The organism is Pseudomonas sp. GW456-12-10-14-LB2, assembly GCF_002884345.1.
GTDB lineage: Bacteria > Pseudomonadota > Gammaproteobacteria > Pseudomonadales > Pseudomonadaceae > Aquipseudomonas > Aquipseudomonas paraglycinae.
Map to the genome: position 1 here is coordinate 131,709 of NZ_POHV01000006.1, position 17,673 is coordinate 149,381.

At 58.4% G+C, this 17,673-nt stretch carries 18 protein-coding genes and 4 tRNA genes; 6 read left to right on the forward strand and 16 right to left on the reverse strand.

Annotated elements, in window-relative coordinates:
• Nucleotides 1-211 precede the first annotated feature (211 nt).
• The 9 genes from C1X29_RS05815 to C1X29_RS05855 all read right to left on the reverse strand — a co-directional run bounded on the left by C1X29_RS05815 (nt 212) and on the right by C1X29_RS05855 (nt 7,508).
• Nucleotides 212-484 carry an HU family DNA-binding protein gene (locus tag C1X29_RS05815; RefSeq protein WP_002552737.1) on the reverse strand — a complete coding sequence of 91 codons (273 nt, stop codon included), beginning with the start codon at nt 482-484 and terminating at the stop codon, nt 212-214.
• A 148-nt stretch (nt 485-632) separates the two neighbouring features.
• Nucleotides 633-3,029, reverse strand: a complete 2,397-nt coding sequence (gene lon, locus C1X29_RS05820) for an endopeptidase La (RefSeq protein WP_085745914.1) — start codon at nt 3,027-3,029, stop codon at nt 633-635.
• Nucleotides 3,030-3,192: 163 nt separating this feature from the next.
• Entirely contained in the window at nt 3,193-4,476 is a 1,284-nt protein-coding gene (clpX, locus tag C1X29_RS05825; protein WP_007951558.1) for an ATP-dependent Clp protease ATP-binding subunit ClpX, read from the reverse strand.
• Nucleotides 4,477-4,589: 113 nt separating this feature from the next.
• Entirely contained in the window at nt 4,590-5,225 is a 636-nt protein-coding gene (gene clpP / locus C1X29_RS05830) for an ATP-dependent Clp endopeptidase proteolytic subunit ClpP (RefSeq protein WP_007951559.1), read from the reverse strand.
• Between the two features lie 92 nt (nt 5,226-5,317).
• Complete coding sequence (gene tig, locus C1X29_RS05835; RefSeq protein WP_011335037.1) at nt 5,318-6,628, reverse strand: trigger factor; 1,311 nt, start codon at nt 6,626-6,628, stop codon at nt 5,318-5,320.
• 400 nt (nt 6,629-7,028) lie between these two features.
• Nucleotides 7,029-7,104 (reverse strand) — tRNA-His (locus C1X29_RS05840).
• Nucleotides 7,105-7,180: 76 nt separating this feature from the next.
• Nucleotides 7,181-7,265 (reverse strand) — tRNA-Leu (locus C1X29_RS05845).
• Between the two features lie 58 nt (nt 7,266-7,323).
• Nucleotides 7,324-7,399: transfer RNA gene (locus C1X29_RS05850), tRNA-His, on the reverse strand.
• Nucleotides 7,400-7,431: 32 nt separating this feature from the next.
• Nucleotides 7,432-7,508 (reverse strand) — tRNA-Arg (locus C1X29_RS05855).
• Between the two features lie 274 nt (nt 7,509-7,782).
• Between C1X29_RS05855 and folD the strand changes: the two genes are divergently transcribed.
• Both folD and pbpG read left to right on the forward strand, forming a co-directional pair.
• The gene (folD, locus tag C1X29_RS05860) at nt 7,783-8,637 is read left to right on the forward strand and encodes a bifunctional methylenetetrahydrofolate dehydrogenase/methenyltetrahydrofolate cyclohydrolase FolD (protein WP_085608325.1); all 855 of its coding nucleotides are present in this window, start codon (nt 7,783-7,785) and stop codon (nt 8,635-8,637) included.
• Nucleotides 8,638-8,866: 229 nt separating this feature from the next.
• Nucleotides 8,867-9,805, forward strand: coding sequence for a D-alanyl-D-alanine endopeptidase (gene pbpG, locus C1X29_RS05865; protein ID WP_007951562.1), 939 nt, complete (start codon nt 8,867-8,869; stop codon nt 9,803-9,805).
• Nucleotides 9,806-9,857: 52 nt separating this feature from the next.
• Here the strand turns inward: pbpG and C1X29_RS05870 are convergent, their stop codons facing one another.
• The 3 genes from C1X29_RS05870 to C1X29_RS05880 all read right to left on the reverse strand — a co-directional run bounded on the left by C1X29_RS05870 (nt 9,858) and on the right by C1X29_RS05880 (nt 11,049).
• Nucleotides 9,858-10,064: a hypothetical protein gene (locus C1X29_RS05870; RefSeq protein ID WP_085745912.1), complete on the reverse strand. Its 207-nt coding sequence runs from the start codon at nt 10,062-10,064 to the stop codon at nt 9,858-9,860.
• Nucleotides 10,065-10,076: 12 nt separating this feature from the next.
• Nucleotides 10,077-10,283, reverse strand: a complete 207-nt coding sequence (locus C1X29_RS05875; protein ID WP_064380821.1) for a DUF6021 family protein — start codon at nt 10,281-10,283, stop codon at nt 10,077-10,079.
• 94 nt (nt 10,284-10,377) lie between these two features.
• A complete protein-coding gene (locus tag C1X29_RS05880) occupies nt 10,378-11,049 on the reverse strand; it encodes a peptidase C39 family protein (protein WP_085648231.1) in 672 nt (223 codons plus the stop codon).
• A 231-nt stretch (nt 11,050-11,280) separates the two neighbouring features.
• On the opposite strand from C1X29_RS05880, the gene C1X29_RS29390 reads away from it, so the two are divergent.
• The gene (locus C1X29_RS29390) at nt 11,281-11,448 is read left to right on the forward strand and encodes a hypothetical protein (RefSeq protein WP_007951566.1); all 168 of its coding nucleotides are present in this window, start codon (nt 11,281-11,283) and stop codon (nt 11,446-11,448) included.
• A 74-nt stretch (nt 11,449-11,522) separates the two neighbouring features.
• Here C1X29_RS29390 and C1X29_RS05885 read toward each other — a convergent pair whose 3' ends face one another.
• A complete protein-coding gene (locus C1X29_RS05885; RefSeq protein WP_085745910.1) occupies nt 11,523-12,272 on the reverse strand; it encodes a TerC family protein in 750 nt (249 codons plus the stop codon).
• Between the two features lie 29 nt (nt 12,273-12,301).
• Complete coding sequence (locus tag C1X29_RS05890; protein WP_007951568.1) at nt 12,302-12,541, reverse strand: hypothetical protein; 240 nt, start codon at nt 12,539-12,541, stop codon at nt 12,302-12,304.
• 146 nt (nt 12,542-12,687) lie between these two features.
• Between C1X29_RS05890 and nhaR the strand changes: the two genes are divergently transcribed.
• Nucleotides 12,688-13,587, forward strand: coding sequence for a transcriptional activator NhaR (gene nhaR, locus C1X29_RS05895; protein ID WP_102717047.1), 900 nt, complete (start codon nt 12,688-12,690; stop codon nt 13,585-13,587).
• Here nhaR and C1X29_RS05900 read toward each other — a convergent pair.
• Nucleotides 13,584-14,744, reverse strand: coding sequence for an MFS transporter (locus C1X29_RS05900; protein ID WP_102717048.1), 1,161 nt, complete (start codon nt 14,742-14,744; stop codon nt 13,584-13,586). The two genes, nhaR and C1X29_RS05900, sit on opposite strands and share 4 nt — an antisense overlap.
• A gap of 335 nt (nt 14,745-15,079) precedes the next feature.
• Between C1X29_RS05900 and sstT the strand changes: the two genes are divergently transcribed.
• Nucleotides 15,080-16,312 carry a serine/threonine transporter SstT gene (sstT, locus tag C1X29_RS05905; RefSeq protein ID WP_064384078.1) on the forward strand — a complete coding sequence of 411 codons (1,233 nt, stop codon included), beginning with the start codon at nt 15,080-15,082 and terminating at the stop codon, nt 16,310-16,312.
• A 65-nt stretch (nt 16,313-16,377) separates the two neighbouring features.
• Here the strand turns inward: sstT and C1X29_RS05910 are convergent, their stop codons facing one another.
• Entirely contained in the window at nt 16,378-16,887 is a 510-nt protein-coding gene (locus C1X29_RS05910) for a DUF1993 family protein (protein WP_007951572.1), read from the reverse strand.
• A 126-nt stretch (nt 16,888-17,013) separates the two neighbouring features.
• Here C1X29_RS05910 and C1X29_RS05915 point away from each other — a divergent pair, with 126 nt between their 5' ends.
• Nucleotides 17,014-17,664: a YceH family protein gene (locus tag C1X29_RS05915; RefSeq protein WP_085745907.1), complete on the forward strand. Its 651-nt coding sequence runs from the start codon at nt 17,014-17,016 to the stop codon at nt 17,662-17,664.
• The last annotated feature ends 9 nt before the right edge of the window (nt 17,665-17,673 follow it).

A 17,673-nucleotide genomic window follows, 5' to 3' on the forward strand; every position in this document is an offset into this window, starting at 1 on the left:
AACTTCAAAATTAGGCAACCGTGGAGCGTGGGTAGAATCCGGATAGAAGAAAGGCGCATCCGAGGATGCGCCTTCTCGTAACTGGCGGAGCGGACAGGGCTCGAACCCTCGATCCCGGTGTGACAGGCAGCTATTCCAACCGCCTGCTCTACCGCTCCGCTGCCAAGTCAGGCATGACCCCGACCCGGATGGGTAAAAACCTGAATCAAACTTAGTTGACGGCTTCTTTCAGGGCTTTACCGGCTTTGAAACCTGGCTTTTTGGCTGCCGCGATTTCCAGAGTCTTGCCGGTCTGTGGGTTACGACCAATGCGAGCTGGACGATCAGTCACGGAGAAAGTACCGAAACCAACCAGAACAACGGAGTCGCCAGCCTTGAGAGCGCCAGTGACGGATTCGATTACAGCGTCCAGCGCACGGCCAGCAGCAGCTTTCGGGATATCAGCGGATGCAGCGATAGCATCAATCAGTTCCGACTTGTTCACTCTAAGTCCCCTTATATCTATTTGAGTATGATTCTAAGTTTTTTGGTGAAAGCAAAAACGAGTGCTGAATGGCCTACAGACACTTAAGAGCCGCTTTATAACAAGGGCTCTAAAAAGCTGTCAAGGAAGCCCCCCAGGCAAAAGCGTATTAATGCGTGCTAATTCTTTCCTTAGAGTCAGACTCACGTTTTTCGTCCTTGGCAACTATCTCCGGAGCCACATCCGGCAAGGGCTCCGGCGCGTATTGCAGCGCAATTTGCAGGACCTCGTCAATCCATTTAACCGGTTTGATCTGCAGATCCTGCTTGATATTGTCAGGAATCTCCTTCAGATCGCGCACGTTCTCTTCCGGAATAATCACTGTCTTGATTCCGCCACGGTGAGCGGCCAGCAGTTTTTCCTTCAGACCACCAATGGCAAGGACTTGACCACGCAGGGTGATCTCGCCGGTCATGGCAACATCGGCGCGCACAGGAATACCCGTCAAAGCCGACACCAGCGCAGTACACATGCCTACACCGGCGCTCGGGCCGTCTTTCGGCGTAGCGCCTTCCGGCATGTGGATGTGCGTGTCACGCTTCTCGTGGAAGTCCAGCGGAATGCCCAGGCTCTTGGCACGGCTGCGCACCACGGTCAGGGCCGCAGTGATCGATTCGACCATTACGTCACCCAGCGAACCGGTCTTGATCAGTTGACCTTTACCCGGCACCACGGCGGCTTCGATGGTCAGCAGTTCGCCGCCCACCTGAGTCCAGGCCAGGCCGGTCACTTGACCGATCTGATCCTGTTGCTCGGCCAGACCGTATCGGAACTTGCGAACGCCGAGGAAATGCTCCAGCAGATCAGCTGTCACTTTTACCGAGAAGCGTTTTTCCAGCGCGTGCTCTTTGACCGCCTTGCGGCAGACCTTGGCAATCTGCCGCTCGAGGCCACGCACACCGGCTTCGCGGGTGTAGTAACGGATGATGTCGCGGATCGCTTCTTCGTCGAATTCCAGCTCGCCCTTCTTCAGGCCGTTGGCTGCAATCTGCTTCGGCGACAGGTACTTGACCGCAATGTTGATCTTCTCGTCTTCGGTGTAACCCGGCAGACGGATCACTTCCATCCGGTCCAGCAGCGCCGGCGGAATGTTCATCGAGTTCGAGGTGCACAGGAACATAACATCCGAAAGGTCGTAATCGACTTCCAGATAGTGGTCGTTGAAGTTGTGGTTCTGCTCAGGATCGAGCACTTCCAGCAACGCCGACGCCGGGTCGCCACGCATGTCGCTGCCCATTTTGTCGATTTCATCGAGCAGGAACAGCGGGTTGCGCACACCCACTTTTGTCATCTTTTGAATCAATCTTCCTGGCATCGAACCGATGTAAGTCCGACGGTGACCACGGATTTCCGCTTCATCACGCACGCCACCGAGGGCCATGCGCACGAATTTGCGGTTGGTGGCATGGGCGATCGACTCGGCCAGCGAGGTTTTACCCACGCCCGGAGGACCGACCAGGCACAACACCGGGCCACGGATTTTCTTCACGCGTTTCTGCACGGCGAGGTATTCAAGGATGCGTTCCTTGACCTCTTCGAGGCCGTAGTGATCGGCGTCGAGAATGTCTTCGGCACGAGCCAGGTCCAGACGCACCTTGCTCTGGGCCTTCCACGGCACCTGAACCAGCCAGTCGATGTACGAGCGCACCACGGTGGCTTCGGCAGACATCGGCGACATCTGCTTGAGCTTGTTCAGCTCGGCAGTGGCCTTGGCCAGAGCATCTTTCGGCAGACCGGCAGCGTCGATACGCTTTTTCAGGTCTTCGATTTCGTTGTGGCCTTCGTCGCTGTCGCCGAGCTCCTTCTGAATGGCCTTCATCTGCTCGTTCAGGTAGTACTCGCGCTGACTGCGCTCCATTTGCTTTTTGACGCGGCCACGAATGCGTTTTTCGACTTGCAGCAGGTCGATCTCGGCGTCCAGCAAGGCCAGAACGTGCTCGACCCGGGCCGACAAATCGATGATTTCGAGGATTTCCTGCTTCTGCTCGATCTTCAGCGCCATGTGCGCGGCCATGGTGTCTACCAGGCGGCCAGGCTCGTCGATGCTGTTGAGCGACGACAGGACTTCAGCCGGGACTTTCTTGCCCAACTGCACATATTGTTCGAACTGCGACAGCAGGCTGCGCACGAACACTTCGGATTCGCGCTCGGCGGCGTCGACTTCCTCGATCAGCGAGACTTCGGCACGGCAGTGGCCATCGACTTCGCTGAAGCGCTCGACAGCGCCACGCTGCTCGCCCTCGACCAGAACCTTGACGGTGCCGTCAGGCAGCTTGAGCAGCTGCAGAACAGTGGCGATGGTACCTACGCGATAGAGAGCTTCTTCACCGGGATCGTCGTCAGCCGGGTTTCTCTGGGCCAGCAGCAGGATCTGCTTGTCGCCCGTCATCGCGGCCTCGAGGGCTTCGATGGATTTCTCGCGCCCCACGAACAGCGGGATAACCATGTGCGGATACACAACGACATCACGCAATGGCAGGAGAGGCAATTCGATGGTGGTCTTCATGATTTCGCCTCTACGGCGGCCATATGGCCGTAATCAGATGGAATTAAGCTTGAAACCAAGATGGGGGCTGCCTTGAAAAAAAACAAGCGCAAAGCGGATGTAAAAAACGACATAAAAAAAAAGAGGCCCGAAGGCCCCTTCTTTGTACCGGCAGACCGGGCGCTTACGCGTCAGGTGCAGCCTTGGCAGCCGGCTCACTGTTTTCGTAGATATACAGTGGCTTGGACTTGCCTTCGATCACGCTTTCATCGATCACGACTTTGCTCACCTCGGACTGCGAGGGGATTTCATACATCGTGTCGAGCAGCACACCTTCGAGAATCGAACGCAGGCCACGGGCACCGGTTTTACGTTCCAGGGCACGCTTGGCGACCGATTTCAGCGCGTCGGAACGGAATTCCAGATCCACGCCTTCCATCTCGAACAGCTTGGCATACTGTTTGGTCAGGGCATTTTTCGGCTCGGTGAGAATCTGCATCAGCGCAGCCTCATCCAGCTCGTCCAGCGTCGCGAGGACCGGCAGACGACCGACGAATTCCGGGATCAGACCGAACTTGACCAGGTCGTCAGGCTCGACTTCACGCAGGGACTCACCGACTTTCTTGCCTTCTTCCTTGCTGCGCACTTCTGCGTTGAAACCGATGCCACCCTTGGTGGAACGGTTCTGAATGACCTTCTCCAGACCGGAGAATGCGCCACCGCAGATGAACAGGATGTTGCGGGTATCAACCTGAAGGAATTCCTGCTGCGGATGCTTGCGGCCACCTTGCGGCGGAACCGAAGCGACCGTGCCTTCGATCAGTTTGAGCAAGGCCTGCTGCACGCCTTCCCCGGAAACGTCCCGGGTAATCGACGGGTTGTCGGACTTGCGGGAAATCTTGTCGATTTCGTCGATGTAGACAATGCCCATCTGGGCTTTCTCTACGTCGTAATCACACTTCTGCAGCAGCTTCTGAATGATGTTCTCGACGTCTTCACCCACATAACCCGCCTCGGTGAGGGTGGTTGCGTCGGCGATGGTGAACGGAACGTTCAGCAAGCGGGCCAGGGTTTCGGCCAGCAGGGTTTTACCGGAGCCTGTCGGGCCGATCAGCAGGATGTTGCTCTTGCCGAGTTCGACGTCGTCAGCCTTTTTGTCACGCTGGTTCAGACGCTTGTAGTGGTTGTACACCGCTACTGCCAGAACCTTTTTGGCACGTTCCTGACCAATTACATACTGATCAAGGATGCCGCTGATTTCTTTAGGCGAAGGCAATTTATGCGCGCTGCTTTCGGCCTGTGCTTCCTGCACCTCCTCGCGGATGATGTCATTGCACAGGTCGACGCACTCGTCGCAGATAAAGACCGAGGGGCCGGCAATCAATTTGCGCACTTCATGCTGGCTTTTGCCACAGAAGGAGCAATAGAGCAGCTTGCCGTTGTCCTCGCCGTTGCGGGTGTCAGTCATTCGTTCGATCCAAATCCGATAGGCTTGCAACACAAGATGAAGGCTATTGCGGGCTTTTTCAAGCCCGCCGCTGATCAGACGCGCCGACCAAGCCTATTTTGAGCTGCTTATTTTTAAGCTGGGCGCTGGTTGATCACTTCGTCGATCAGACCGTATTCCTTCGCAGCTTCTGCACTCATGAAGTTGTCGCGGTTGGTGTCGCGCTCGATTTCTTCAAGCGTACGGCCGCTGTGCTTGGCCATCAGCGTGTTCAGACGCTCGCGGATGAAGAGGATTTCCTTGGCATGGATTTCGATGTCCGATGCCTGGCCCTGGAAACCGCCCAGTGGCTGGTGAATCATCACGCGCGAGTTCGGCAGGCAGAAACGCTTGCCAGGTGCACCGGCCGTCAGCAGGAATGCGCCCATGCTGCACGCCTGACCGATACAGGTAGTCGATACGTTTGGCTTGATGAACTGCATGGTGTCGTAGATCGACATGCCCGCTGTCACCGAACCGCCCGGGGAGTTGATGTAAAGATGGATGTCCTTGTCCGGGTTTTCCGCTTCAAGGAACAGCAATTGCGCGCAAATCAGGTTGGCCATGTAGTCCTCTACAGGACCCACCAGAAAGATCACTCGTTCCTTGAGAAGACGCGAGTAGATGTCATAGGCGCGCTCGCCACGAGCAGATTGCTCGACAACCATCGGGACCAGGCCGCCGGCGGCCTGGATATCAGAGTTCTGCTGAATATAGGAATTACGGAACATGCTCTGCAGTCACTCCCAAATAGTCATGTCTTGAATACGCATAAGCCAGCTCGAAGGCTGGCTTATGGTGTGTGCTTCTAACGCAAAAACAATCAGTCGGCTTTTGGAGCTTCTACCGGCTTGACCGCTTCTTCGTAAGAGACCGATTTGTCGGTCACGCTAGCTTTCTGCAGAACAGTATCCACAACTTGTTCTTCCAGCACAACCGAACGGACTTCGTTCAGTTGCTGCTCGTTCTTGTAGTACCAGGACACGACCTGCTCAGGCTCTTGGTAAGCCGAAGCCATTTCCTGAATCATTTCGCGAACGCGGGCTTCGTCTGGCTTCAGGTCGAACTGCTTGACCACTTCAGCAACGATCAGACCCAGTACAACGCGACGCTTGGCTTGTTCTTCGAACAGCTCGGCCGGCAGTTGGTCTGGCTTGATGTTGCCACCGAACTGCTGAACAGCCTGCACGCGCAGACGATCAACTTCGTTGGACAGCAGAGCCTTAGGCACTTCGATCGGGTTGGTGGCCAGCAGACCGTCCATTACCTGATTCTTGACCTTGGATTTGATCGCCTGACGCAGTTCACGCTCCATGTTCTTGCGAACTTCGGTGCGGAAACCGTCGATGCCGCTTTCCTTGATGCCGAATTGAGCGAAGAACTCTTCGTTCAGCTCAGGCAGTTTTGGCTCGGAAACGGTATTTACAGTCACGGTGAACTCGGCGGTTTTGCCAGCCAGGTCCAGGTTCTGATAGTCCTCTGGGAAGGTCAGGTTCAGAACGCGCTCTTCGCCGGCTTTAGCACCAACCAGGCCTTCTTCGAAGCCAGGGATCATGCGGCCGGAACCCAGTACCAGCTGAGTGCCCTTGGCGGAACCGCCAGCGAACACTTCGCCGTCAACCTTGCCAACGAAATCGATGTTCAGCTGGTCTTCGTTCTGGGCAGCGCGATCGGCTACTTCAAAACGGGTGTTCTGCTTGCGCAGGATGTCCAGCATCTTGTCCAGATCGGCGTCAGCCACGTCAGCGCTCAGGCGCTCGACGGTGATGCCTTCGAAGCCGGCAACGGTGAACTCGGGGAACACTTCGAATACGGCTACGTATTCCAGGTCCTTGCCAGCTTCGAGCGACTTAGGCTCGATCGACGGCGAACCGGCCGGGTTCAGCTTCTGCTCAACCACAGCTTCGTAGAAGGAGGACTGGATCACGTCGCCGATCGCTTCCTGGCGCGCATCAGCACCGAAACGGCGCTTGATTTCGCTCATTGGCACTTTGCCTGGACGGAAGCCAGCAATCTTGGCCTTTTGGGCAGTCTGCTGCAGACGCTTGTTGACCTGAGTCTCGATGCGCTCAGCCGGCACGGTGATGCTCATGCGGCGCTCAAGAGCAGTAGTATTTTCAACAGAAACTTGCATGGATATTCCTCGTTGCACAGACGTTAGCCGGCCGTTTCCGACCCAAGAATCAAGGGCAAGCATTCTAGTAGGTCAAACTCAAGAAGTCACCCTACTGAAAACGGGTAAAAAAACAGCAGGCCATTTGAAGGCGGGGACAAACGGTTGCGCCTCGCCCTGTTAGCAAATACAGCCAATTCAAGCCAGGGCTCTGCGCCAACCTCTTCTATATATAGAGGCGGTTGAATCATCTCCCTGACAGCCGACCTCGCAAGCAAGACCGGCAGGCAGCGCAGCATCATCGAGCAACATTGATACGACGAAGCACCCTGCCCTGCGACCCGAAACCTGCAGCCGCCAAAATCCGAAACCGTAAAACAAAAAAGGCGCCAGACTGTTAAATCTGGCGCCTTTCGGAATATGGGGTGGACGATGGGGATCGAACCCACGACAACGGGAGTCACAATCCCGTGCTCTACCAACTGAGCTACGCCCACCATATTGCGTGCCAAAGAAGCCAAACAACTTCTTTGTAGAACTTCACCCGGCCAACGGCATGAATGAAGCTTTGATTGGTGCGGATGAAGAGACTCGAACTCTTACGCCTCGCGGCGCTGGAACCTAAATCCAGTGTGTCTACCAATTCCACCACATCCGCGGATGAAGCTTTTTAAAGCAAAGGCGCCAGACTGTTACATCTGGCGCCTTTCGAAATATGGGGTGGACGATGGGGATCGAACCCACGACAACGGGAGTCACAATCCCGTGCTCTACCAACTGAGCTACGCCCACCATATCGCGTTACTTGTGCCAATGCTGCCTAATGGCGCACCCGGCAGGACTCGAACCTGCGACCATCCGCTTAGAAGGCGGATGCTCTATCCAGCTGAGCTACGGGCGCCTTGTTAGCTGTACCCTTGGAGGACTACAAACTAAGTGCTTTCCAGTCGTTCGAAACCTTGATTTCGTTCGACCTTCTTAACCAGTGCTAGGCTGTGCCCGACAAGTGCGACGAATAGTATAGAGCGACCTGAAGGTCGTCAAATCCTTTTTGAAAAAAATTCATTTAATTAAAGGGCTTAGGGGAATTTGCTGACCAAGCGCCTTTGCCCTCACCGTTTGACATGCGAGAATGCGTTCTCTTTTTTTCCCCTCTCGATGGTTAATCACGCGCAATGACTGCACAACTAATCGACGGCAAATCAATCGCCGCCAGCCTGCGCCAGCAGATCGCCCAACGGGTAGCCGAACGTCGCGAGCAAGGCTTGCGCACTCCCGGCCTCGCGGTGATCCTGGTCGGCAGCGATCCTGCCTCTCAGGTTTATGTCTCGCACAAGCGTAAAGACTGTGAAGAGGTCGGCTTCCTCTCTCAAGCCTACGACCTGCCTTCCGAAACCACTCAAGAAGCGCTGACCGATCTGATCGATCGACTGAACGACGACCCGGCAATCGACGGCGTTCTGCTTCAACTTCCCCTGCCGGAGCACCTGGATGCCTCCAAACTGCTGGAGCGCATCCGCCCGGACAAGGACGTCGACGGTTTCCATCCTTATAACGTCGGCCGTCTGGCCCAGCGCATTCCGCTGCTGCGCCCGTGCACCCCGAAGGGCATCATGACCCTGCTGGAAAGCACCGGTGCCGATCTGTACGGGATGGACGCAGTCGTTGTCGGCGCTTCCAACATCGTCGGTCGCCCGATGGCGATGGAACTGCTGCTGGCCGGTTGCACCGTGACCGTCACCCACCGCTTCACCAAGGATCTGGCCGGCCACGTCGGCCGCGCCGATCTGGTGGTCGTGGCCGCCGGCAAGCCGGGCCTGGTCAAGGGCGAGTGGATCAAGGAAGGCGCGATCGTGATCGACGTCGGCATCAACCGTCAGGACGACGGCAAACTGGTCGGTGACGTCGTGTATGAAACCGCCCTGCCCCGCGCTGGCTGGATCACTCCGGTCCCGGGCGGCGTCGGTCCGATGACCCGCGCCTGCCTGCTGGAAAACACCCTCTACGCGGCAGAAACCCTGCACGCCTGAGTCGCGTTTTCCGCACTCCGAGAACCCCGCCTTGTGCGGGGTTTTTCATGCCCTCGAAAAAACCTTTACCGTTCGCCGGAAACCCCTATTTTTACAGGGCTTTTCACGACTTTTTCATGCCCTTCAAACAACCATCGACAGTTCTTCAGCCATACTCCTAAAATGCGTCGTTTTTACGACACAGGCCGTTACAAAATACGGCATTTCCAACCTTCATGAGTTCGCCCGCGTGAATATTCGTCTGTCCATCCTGAGCCTGGTTTTTGCATTTTCAGGCACGCTCCTCACGCCAACGGTCAACGCCGCCGAAACTACCGCTGCCCCTCGAGACGCTTCGCAATTGAAGATTGCCTCCGGCAGCGCCCTGCTGATGGATCTGCAGACCAACAAAGTCATTTATTCCAGCAACCCGGACGTGGTGGTGCCCATCGCTTCCGTGAGCAAATTGATGACCGGTTTGGTAGTGGTCGAAGCGCACCAGAACATGGACGAATGGATTGACGTCGACATCAGCCGCACACCGGAAATGAAAGGCGTGTTTTCCCGCGTCAAACTGCGAAGCGAACTGCCCCGCCGAGAGATGCTGCTGATTGCCCTGATGTCCTCGGAAAACCGCGCTGCCGCCAGCCTGGCTCACCATTACCCGGGCGGTTACGCGGCGTTCATCGCAGCGATGAATGCCAAGGCCAAGGCGCTGGGCATGACCAGCACCCACTTTGTGGAACCCACCGGCCTGTCCGAGCGCAACGTTTCCACCGCTCGCGACCTGAGCAAGTTGCTGGTGGCTGCGCACAAACAGCCGCTGCTCATCGAGCTGACCACCACCAAGGAAAAGACCGTCTCGTTCCGCAAACCCAATTACACCCTGGGTTTCCGCAACACAGATCACCTGGTCAACAAGGCTGACTGGGATATCCGCATCACCAAAACCGGCTTCACCAACCCGGCCGGTCACTGCCTGGTGCTGGTGACCCGCATGGCCAACCGTCCGGTAGCCCTGGTGATTCTCGACGCGTTCGGCAAATACACCCACTTCGCCGATGCCAGCCGCATCCGCAGCTGGGTGGAAACCGGCAAGAGTGCCAACGTCCCGGCCGTGGCTCAGCAATACAAGGCCGACAAAAACCTCAAGAGTCGCCAGAGCGGAGTGATCGAAGCCTCCAAGTAATCCGTCACCCATGAAAAAGCCCCGAATCATCGGGGCTTTTTCATTTATGCAGTCAGTCGTTGGGCAACGGCATCTTGTCGTCATCGGGAATGCCGTCACCGGCACTCGAGTCGCGGGAATGCTCTGGCGTGACCACCGCCGGACGCGCCAGCGGATCGCGCATGGGGCTGTCCGGATCCAGCACCGGATCAACTTCCGGCTCAGGGGTGGTGGGCACACTGTCAGGTTTGTGGTCGTCGAAACTCGAATCGGTACTCATACGCACCTCGCTTCAAGGCTTGAGATCAGCCAAGGGATCGTAAGGCTTGGCCGGACGCTTGGGATCATCGCCCGGTTGCACATCCTTCGGCGCCTTCGCCGGGCCAATGGGATCGACTTGCGGATCGTCCAGGTCAGGCGAGTCCGGATCGAAACCCAGGTCGTCGCCACTGCCATGTTCTGAAGAATGCGGCCCACTGGGTGAATTTGGAATTGCCATGTTCATCTCCTGATACCAGGCCCGTAAAACACGGGACGCTACAGTTCAGAAGCGCATCCTCCATCAGGGTGCCCGACAGGCGACGAACGGAACCTCAATGCGCCGCCAGCGCCTTCCTCGCCTGCGCCGCTTCCCGCTCCTGCCCGGCTTGCGCCAGTGCGTCGGCAGCCTTGAGCCAGCGCTGTTGATCGACCGCCGCCGGAATCTGCGTCGGCTTCTGGATCAACACTGCCCAGCCGCCGGATTTTTCCAGGGCCGACTCGAACGAGCTGAAGCTCATCAATTCACGGCGATTCATCCCGGCGCGCAGCAGCACCTTCTGCTTCAAGCGATCGTAGCCGGAGAGGATCGCGTAGCGCGGCTCCGCCCAAAACGCCGAACCCTCGCTGAAACGCACCATCACCGGATACCCGGCCGCCACCTGAGTCAGCAGCGCCGGCAGATTGCTGTCCAGCGGATACACGACCATGCCGTATTCACGGGCAAGGTTCTGCAGATTCTGTTGCAGCTTGTCCTCGGCGCCCGGCAAATGCAGCGGCTTTTCCAGCAGACCCGGCGTGATCACGATGCCCTGCTGCGACAGCAGACTGGCCAGCACTTGCGGCCCGCTTTGATAGGCCTCACCGCGATAGAAGGTGCCACTGAGCTCGACCCGCTCCGGCAGGCGCTTGACCTCTGGCGCCACACTGCCCGCACACCCCACCAATGCTGTTACGCAACCGGCCACCAGCAGCGCCGCGCGAATCCGGGAAAATAGCTGCACCATCGTCACTCTCTTGATCAGTTACCGGTCATCGTGTTCCGGCTTGGTCGAGGATCATAGGACGGCGCCACGCTGCGGTATAGCCCAAAGCGGCAGATGCGTCGGTTGCATAGAGCGAACTGATTGGTCACCACCGACCTTTGGTCAATAGCCTGAAACACGCCAGCGACTAGACTGTCACTCAGACAAGAGCCAAAGAAAGAGCGCCCGACGCAGGGCAAAGAGGAGGCACAGATGAGCCTGACCATGACCATCGTAATGCTGATTGCCGGCTGGCTGGCCGTTGCCGCCGCCATGCTGTGGGGCGTGTTGCGGATTTCCCGCCGCCATCACCACCCGGTACAACCCGCACCGACCCGGAAGATCGAGAAACACGACGCCCGTCACGCCACCGCGCACTGACTTTCCGTAACCGATACAAACAAAAAGGCCGCCTGGACTCTCGCGAGTTCAGGCGGCCTTTGCTTTTCCAACGATTACGCTTCGGCAGTCAGTTTCTTCTGCTTGGCGCGGCGCGACATCATGTTCAGCACTTCAATCGCAGCCGAGAACGCCATGGCGGCATACACATAACCTTTTGGTACGTGGGCGCCGAAGCCTTCGGCGATCAGCGTCATGCCGATCATGATCAGGAAGCCCAGAGCCAGCATCACCACCGTCGGGTTGTCGTTGATGAACTTGGCCAGCGGGTCAGCTGCGAACAGCATCACCAGCACCGAGACAACAACCGCGATCACCATGATCGGCAAGTGTTCGGTCATGCCGACAGCGGTAATGATGCTGTCGATCGAGAACACCATGTCCAGCATCAGGATCTGCCCGATGGCGGCGGCGAAGCCCAGGGTCACCTTCGACGTCGCAGTCTTCGGATCTTCCGGTGCCGGGTCCATGCTGTGATGGATTTCCGTGGTGGCTTTCCACAACAGGAACAGGCCGCCGGCGATCAGGATCATGTCCTTCCAGGAGAACGCGTGGCCGAGAATCTCGATGACCGGCGCGGTCAACTGAACGATGAACGCGATGGTGCTCAACAGGGCCAGACGCATGATCAGCGCCATGCCGATCCCCAGACGGCGAGCCTTCTGCCGGTACTGCTCAGGCAGCTTGTTGGTCAGGATCGAGATAAAGATCAGGTTATCGATGCCAAGCACGATCTCCATCACCACCAGTGTGGCCAAGGCAATCCAGGCGGTCGGGCTGGCGGCGAGTTCTAACAGATATTCCATGGGTCAGTCCTGACTCTGTGTAAGACGGTTTAGATTTCCTGAGAGGACGATTCGGATTTTTCTTCGTCGTCTTTCGGTTCTTTCTTGCTGATCAGATTGCCGGTGGCATCGCTAAGCGCCTCTTCGGCGGCTTTGTGCGTGTCGTCGATGGCTTGCTTGGCCGCTTCGGCCGCCTGCCCCATCAGTTGCTGCGCGCTCTTTTCGGCCTGGTCGCAACCGGCCAGTACCAGTAAAGACGCGATCAGTAACGCCGTGGTTTTTAGTTTCATGATGCTTCCCTCGATAGAACAGACAGCGCCGTACAGAACGGCCGTCGATGGCTGGGCATTCTAGGGAGACAAACACTTCAGGAAAATTCGTATTTTTAGCGGCTATACTTCGATTTATACGAACTGTATTTGACGGACCGAACCCCATGCTCAATTACCGACAACTGCATTACTTCTGGGTGGTGGCCAAGACCGGCAGCATCGTGCGCGCCTGCGAGCAACTGAACCTGACGGCGCAGACCATCAGCGGGCAGATTTCCCTGCTCGAACAGACCTATGGCATCGAGTTGTTTCAACGGGTCGGCCGGCAACTGGAGCTCACCGAGGCCGGGCGCCAGGCCCTGCCCTACGCCGAGCAAATGTTCCAGCTCGGCGGCGAACTGGAGCTGATGCTGCGCGCCCAGCCCAATGAACAGCAGATCCTGTTCCGGGTCGGCGTGGCAGACGTGGTGCCCAAATCCATCGTCTATCGCCTGATCGCGCCGACCATGGAGTTGAGCGAGCCACTGCGCATCACCTGCCGCGAAGACAAACTCGAACGCCTGCTGGCGGATCTGGCGATCCAGCGTCTGGACCTGGTGATCTCCGACAGCCCGATGCCCTCGCACCTGGACATCAAGGGCTACAGCCAGAAACTCGGGGAATGCGGGATCAGTTTCTTCGCCACCGCCGAACTGGCAGCGCAATACGGTCAGGATTTCCCGCGCAGCCTGCACGGTGCGCCGCTGTTGATCCCCGGCGCGGAAACCGTTGTGCGCAGCCGTTTGCAGCGCTGGTTCGCCGAGCAGCAGATTCAGCCAAGGATTGTCGGGGAATTCGATGACAGCGCCTTGATGCAGGCGTTCGGCCAGTCCGGCAGCGGTATTTTCATCGGCCCGAGCGTCATTGCCGATGAGGTGAAACGCCAGTACGGCGTCGAGTTGATCGGCCAGACCGATGCGGTGAGCGAGTCGTTCTACGCGATCTCGGTGGAGCGCAAGGTCAAGCACCCCGGCATCAAAGCGATTACCGAAGGTGCCCGACGCGAGCTGTTTACAGCCTTTTAAGCCGGCGCGCAGACGTCGCGCGGCTTGAGCACCATCAGCACCATGGCGAGGAAAATCGACAGCAGAATGAACCCGGCAGCGGCGAAACCCACAAAGCCGAGGCCGGCGCTGTCGATCACTCGACCGCCAATGATCGCGCCCAAACCAATCCCGAGGTTGGCCCCGGCAATGTTCAGCGACGCGGCAAAGGCTGGCGCTTCCGGTGCGGCTTTCATCAAGCGCACGTGACTGACCAGAAACAGCGCCGCCTGCGTCACGCCCCAGATGCCCATCGCCGCCGCCAGACCCAGCGACGAATTGATGTTCGGCACCAGCGCCACCATCCCGGGAATCATGAATGCGCAGAACATCACCGACGCCATCAGCGGATGACGATCCACCGCGCGACCACCCAGCGAGTTGCCGATCAGACCGACCGCGCCAAAGCCCATCAGGCACCAACCGACCACGGTGCCATTGAAGCCGGCCAGACGCTCGAGGATGTCCGCCAGATAGGTGTAGGCGGTGAACATGCCGCTGAACACCAGGATCGACAGCAGCACATGGCCCAGCATCAGCGGGCTGCGCAGGATCTTGAACTGCGAGGCGAAACTGACCTGATGCTGGTGCAGGCTGGTTTTCGGCAGATAGACAAACAGCAGCAGCGCCTTGGCGAACGCGATCACCGCCAGAATGGCGAACGCACTGCGCCAGCCGAACGCATCGGAAATCAGCGTGCCGACCGGAATGCCGAACACGGTGGCGCAGACGATGCCGAAGCCGATCTTGGCGATCGCGCGACCGGCGAAGTCCGGGCCGACGATGTCCACCGCCGTTTCACTGGCCAGCGCCCAGAACACCGGCAGCCCCAGCGCCGGGATCAGTCGGGCAATCGCCATGACCCAGATGTTCGGCGCCAATGCCGCGACGGTATTGGCCAGACCGAACATGATCAGGATGGTGATGAACAGTTTGCGGCGCTCGAAGCGGGCGAAATATGCGGTCAAGAAAGGACCGAACATTGCCACGGTGAAAGCGAATAGAGTCACCAGCAGCCCGGCCTGCGGGATGGTGACGGTCAGGTCGCGAGCAATCGCCGGCAGCAGGCCGACGATGACGAACTCCGTGGTCAGCACCGTGAACCCGGCGGCGGACAACAGAAGGATGGGCAACAGCATGAGGAACTCCAGCAAAACGACGACACCAGCGTTGACCCGAGGGCCCGCTGGCAGAACTTGAAAATAAGGATGCGCAATCTTAACAGAGTGTTTCCCGAGTGACTTGCACAAACCTGTCTAAGTTGCAGAGGGATCGGGTGGCAGATCGTCACAGGTCTGAAGGATCCGGACGACGCTGTGATAAAGTCCGCGCCCTGCAAAACGTACACCCTGTTCAACCACCCGTTTAACGGTGTGGCTGGCGCGTCAGTCCTTTCGGTTTGTGTCCGTGGCCTGCCCCCGATCAATCGCCCGGATCACGTAACCTTGCACCCTATAAAAACAGAGATGCCGTTATGACCGCTTCATCCCCTTCTCTATTGCAACGTCTTAAAAGCCTCAGCCTGGTCACCCAGATCCTGATCGGCCTGATTGCCGGCATCGCCCTCGCGCTGTTCGCGCCGGAAGCGGCCAAAGGCACGGCCTTCATCGGCAAGGTGTTCGTCTCGGCCCTGAAAGCCGTGGCGCCGATCCTGGTGTTCGTGCTGGTCATGGCCTCGATCGCCAACCACAAGCACGGCCAGGAAACCCACATCCGGCCGATTCTGTTCCTGTATCTGCTGGGCACCTTCGCCGCCGCCGTGGTCGCGGTGATCGCCAGCATGATGTTCCCGTCGCATCTGGTGCTGTCCACCGACAACATCGCCGTAAGCGCGCCGGGCGGCATCAGTGAAGTGCTGCAAAGCCTGTTGCTGAGCGTGGTCGACAATCCGGTGAGCGCACTGATGAACGCCAACTTCATCGGCATTCTGGCCTGGGCCATCGGCATGGGCGTGGCGATCCGGCACGCGGGCGACACTACCCGCGAAGTGCTGGGTGATCTGTCCAACGGCGTGACAGTGATTGTCCGGGTCGTGATCCGTTTTGCGCCGCTGGGTATTTTCGGCCTGGTGGCATCGACCCTGGCCACCTCCGGATTTGGTGCATTGATCGGTTATGCGCATCTGCTGGCAGTGCTGCTCGGCTGCATGCTGTTCGTGGCGCTGGTGATGAACCCGCTGATCGTGTTCTGGAAGCTGCGTCGCAACCCTTATCCACTGACGCTTCAGTGCCTGCGTGAAAGCGGCATCACTGCGTTTTTCACCCGCAGCTCGGCGGCGAACATTCCGGTCAACCTGGAACTGAGCAAGCGCTTGGGCCTGCATGAAGACACCTACTCGGTGTCGATCCCGCTCGGCGCCACCATCAACATGGCGGGTGCGGCGATCACCATCACCGTGCTGACCCTCGCCGCCGTGCACACCTTGGGTATCGCCGTGGACATCCCGACCGCGATCCTGCTCAGCGTCGTCGCTGCGATCTGCGCCTGCGGTGCCTCGGGCGTGGCCGGTGGTTCGCTGCTGCTGATCCCGCTGGCGTGCAGCCTGTTCGGCATCCCGAGCGAAATCGCCATGCAGGTGGTGGCCGTCGGTTTCATCATCGGCGTGCTGCAGGATTCGGCCGAGACGGCGCTGAACTCCTCTACCGACGTGCTGTTCACCGCCGCCGCGTGCCTGGGCGAAGAGCAGAAAGCCCAGCGTCCGGCGTAAAAACCCGGCGCAACAAAAAGCCCGCCAAGGCGTAAACCTTGGCGGGCTTTTTGTTGCAGAACGTTTTAGAACGCGCCCATGTAATCGCGCTTGCCCACTTCCACACCGTTGTGACGCAGCAATGCGTAGGTGGTGGTGACGTGGAAGAAGAACTGCGGCAGGCCGTAACTCAGCAGATAAGCCTGGCCGCTGAAGCGCTTCTCTTTCGGGGTGCCCGGACGAGTCACGATCTCGATGCCTTCCTTGCCATTGATCTGCTCTGGCTTGATCTCGCCGATGAAGGCCAGAACCTTGGCGATCAGCGCTTGCAGCTCGGCGAAGGTGGTTTCGGTGTCGTCATATTTCGGGATTTCGATTTCGGCCAGACGCGAGGACACGCCCTTGGCGAAGTCCACGGCGATCTGCACCTGACGCACCAGCGGGAACATGTCCGGGTACAGACGCGCTTGCAGGAAGGCGTTCGGGTCGATGTTTTTCTCGGTGGCGTGGGCTTCAGCCTTTTTCAGCACATCGCTCACGGCGTTGAGCATTTGTTGGAAAACCGGGACGGATGCGGCGTACAGGGAAATGGTCATGGCAGTCTCACGTGGTGGCTGGTTGAATCGTGGGGGCGATTATAGCCATGCTCGCAGGGCGGCGCGGCTTGTCTTTTATCCAGCAAGGATTAGGCTAGGCGCCTTCGACTGCAGAGGGAACGCGCGATGACCACCGAATTTGAAACCCGCTCCGACGAACCACGGCTCAACGCCACGGAAATCCGCATTCTGGGCTCGTTGATCGAGAAACAGGCCACCAGCCCGGAAACCTACCCGTTGACCCTCAACGCGCTGGTGCTGGCCTGCAACCAGAAAACCAGCCGGGAACCGGTGATGAACCTGACCCAGGGCCAGGTCGGCCAGAGCCTGCGCGCTCTCGAAAGCCGCGGTTTCGCCAAACTGGTGATGGGCAGTCGCGCCGACCGCTGGGAGCACAAGGTCGACAAGGCGCTGGAGCTGGTGCCGGCGCAATTGATTCTGACCGGATTGATGTTCCTGCGCGGCCCGCAGACCGTCAACGAACTGCTGACCCGCAGCGGTCGCATGCATGAGTTCGAAGATTCAGAACAAGTGGTGCATCAGCTGGAACGCCTGATCGCCCGGGAGCTGGCGGTATTGATTCCGCGTCAGGCCGGCCAGCGCGAAGATCGCTACACCCACGCGCTGGGCGATCCTGCGGACATCGAGGCGATTATCGCGGCGCGCCAGAACCCGAGTGATCGCGGGGCTGCCAGCGGCGTGTCAGTGGAGCGCATCGAAGAGCTGGAGGCGCGGATTGCGGCACTGGAAGAGCGTCTGGCCCGCCTCGAAGAATAAGCGCACCGG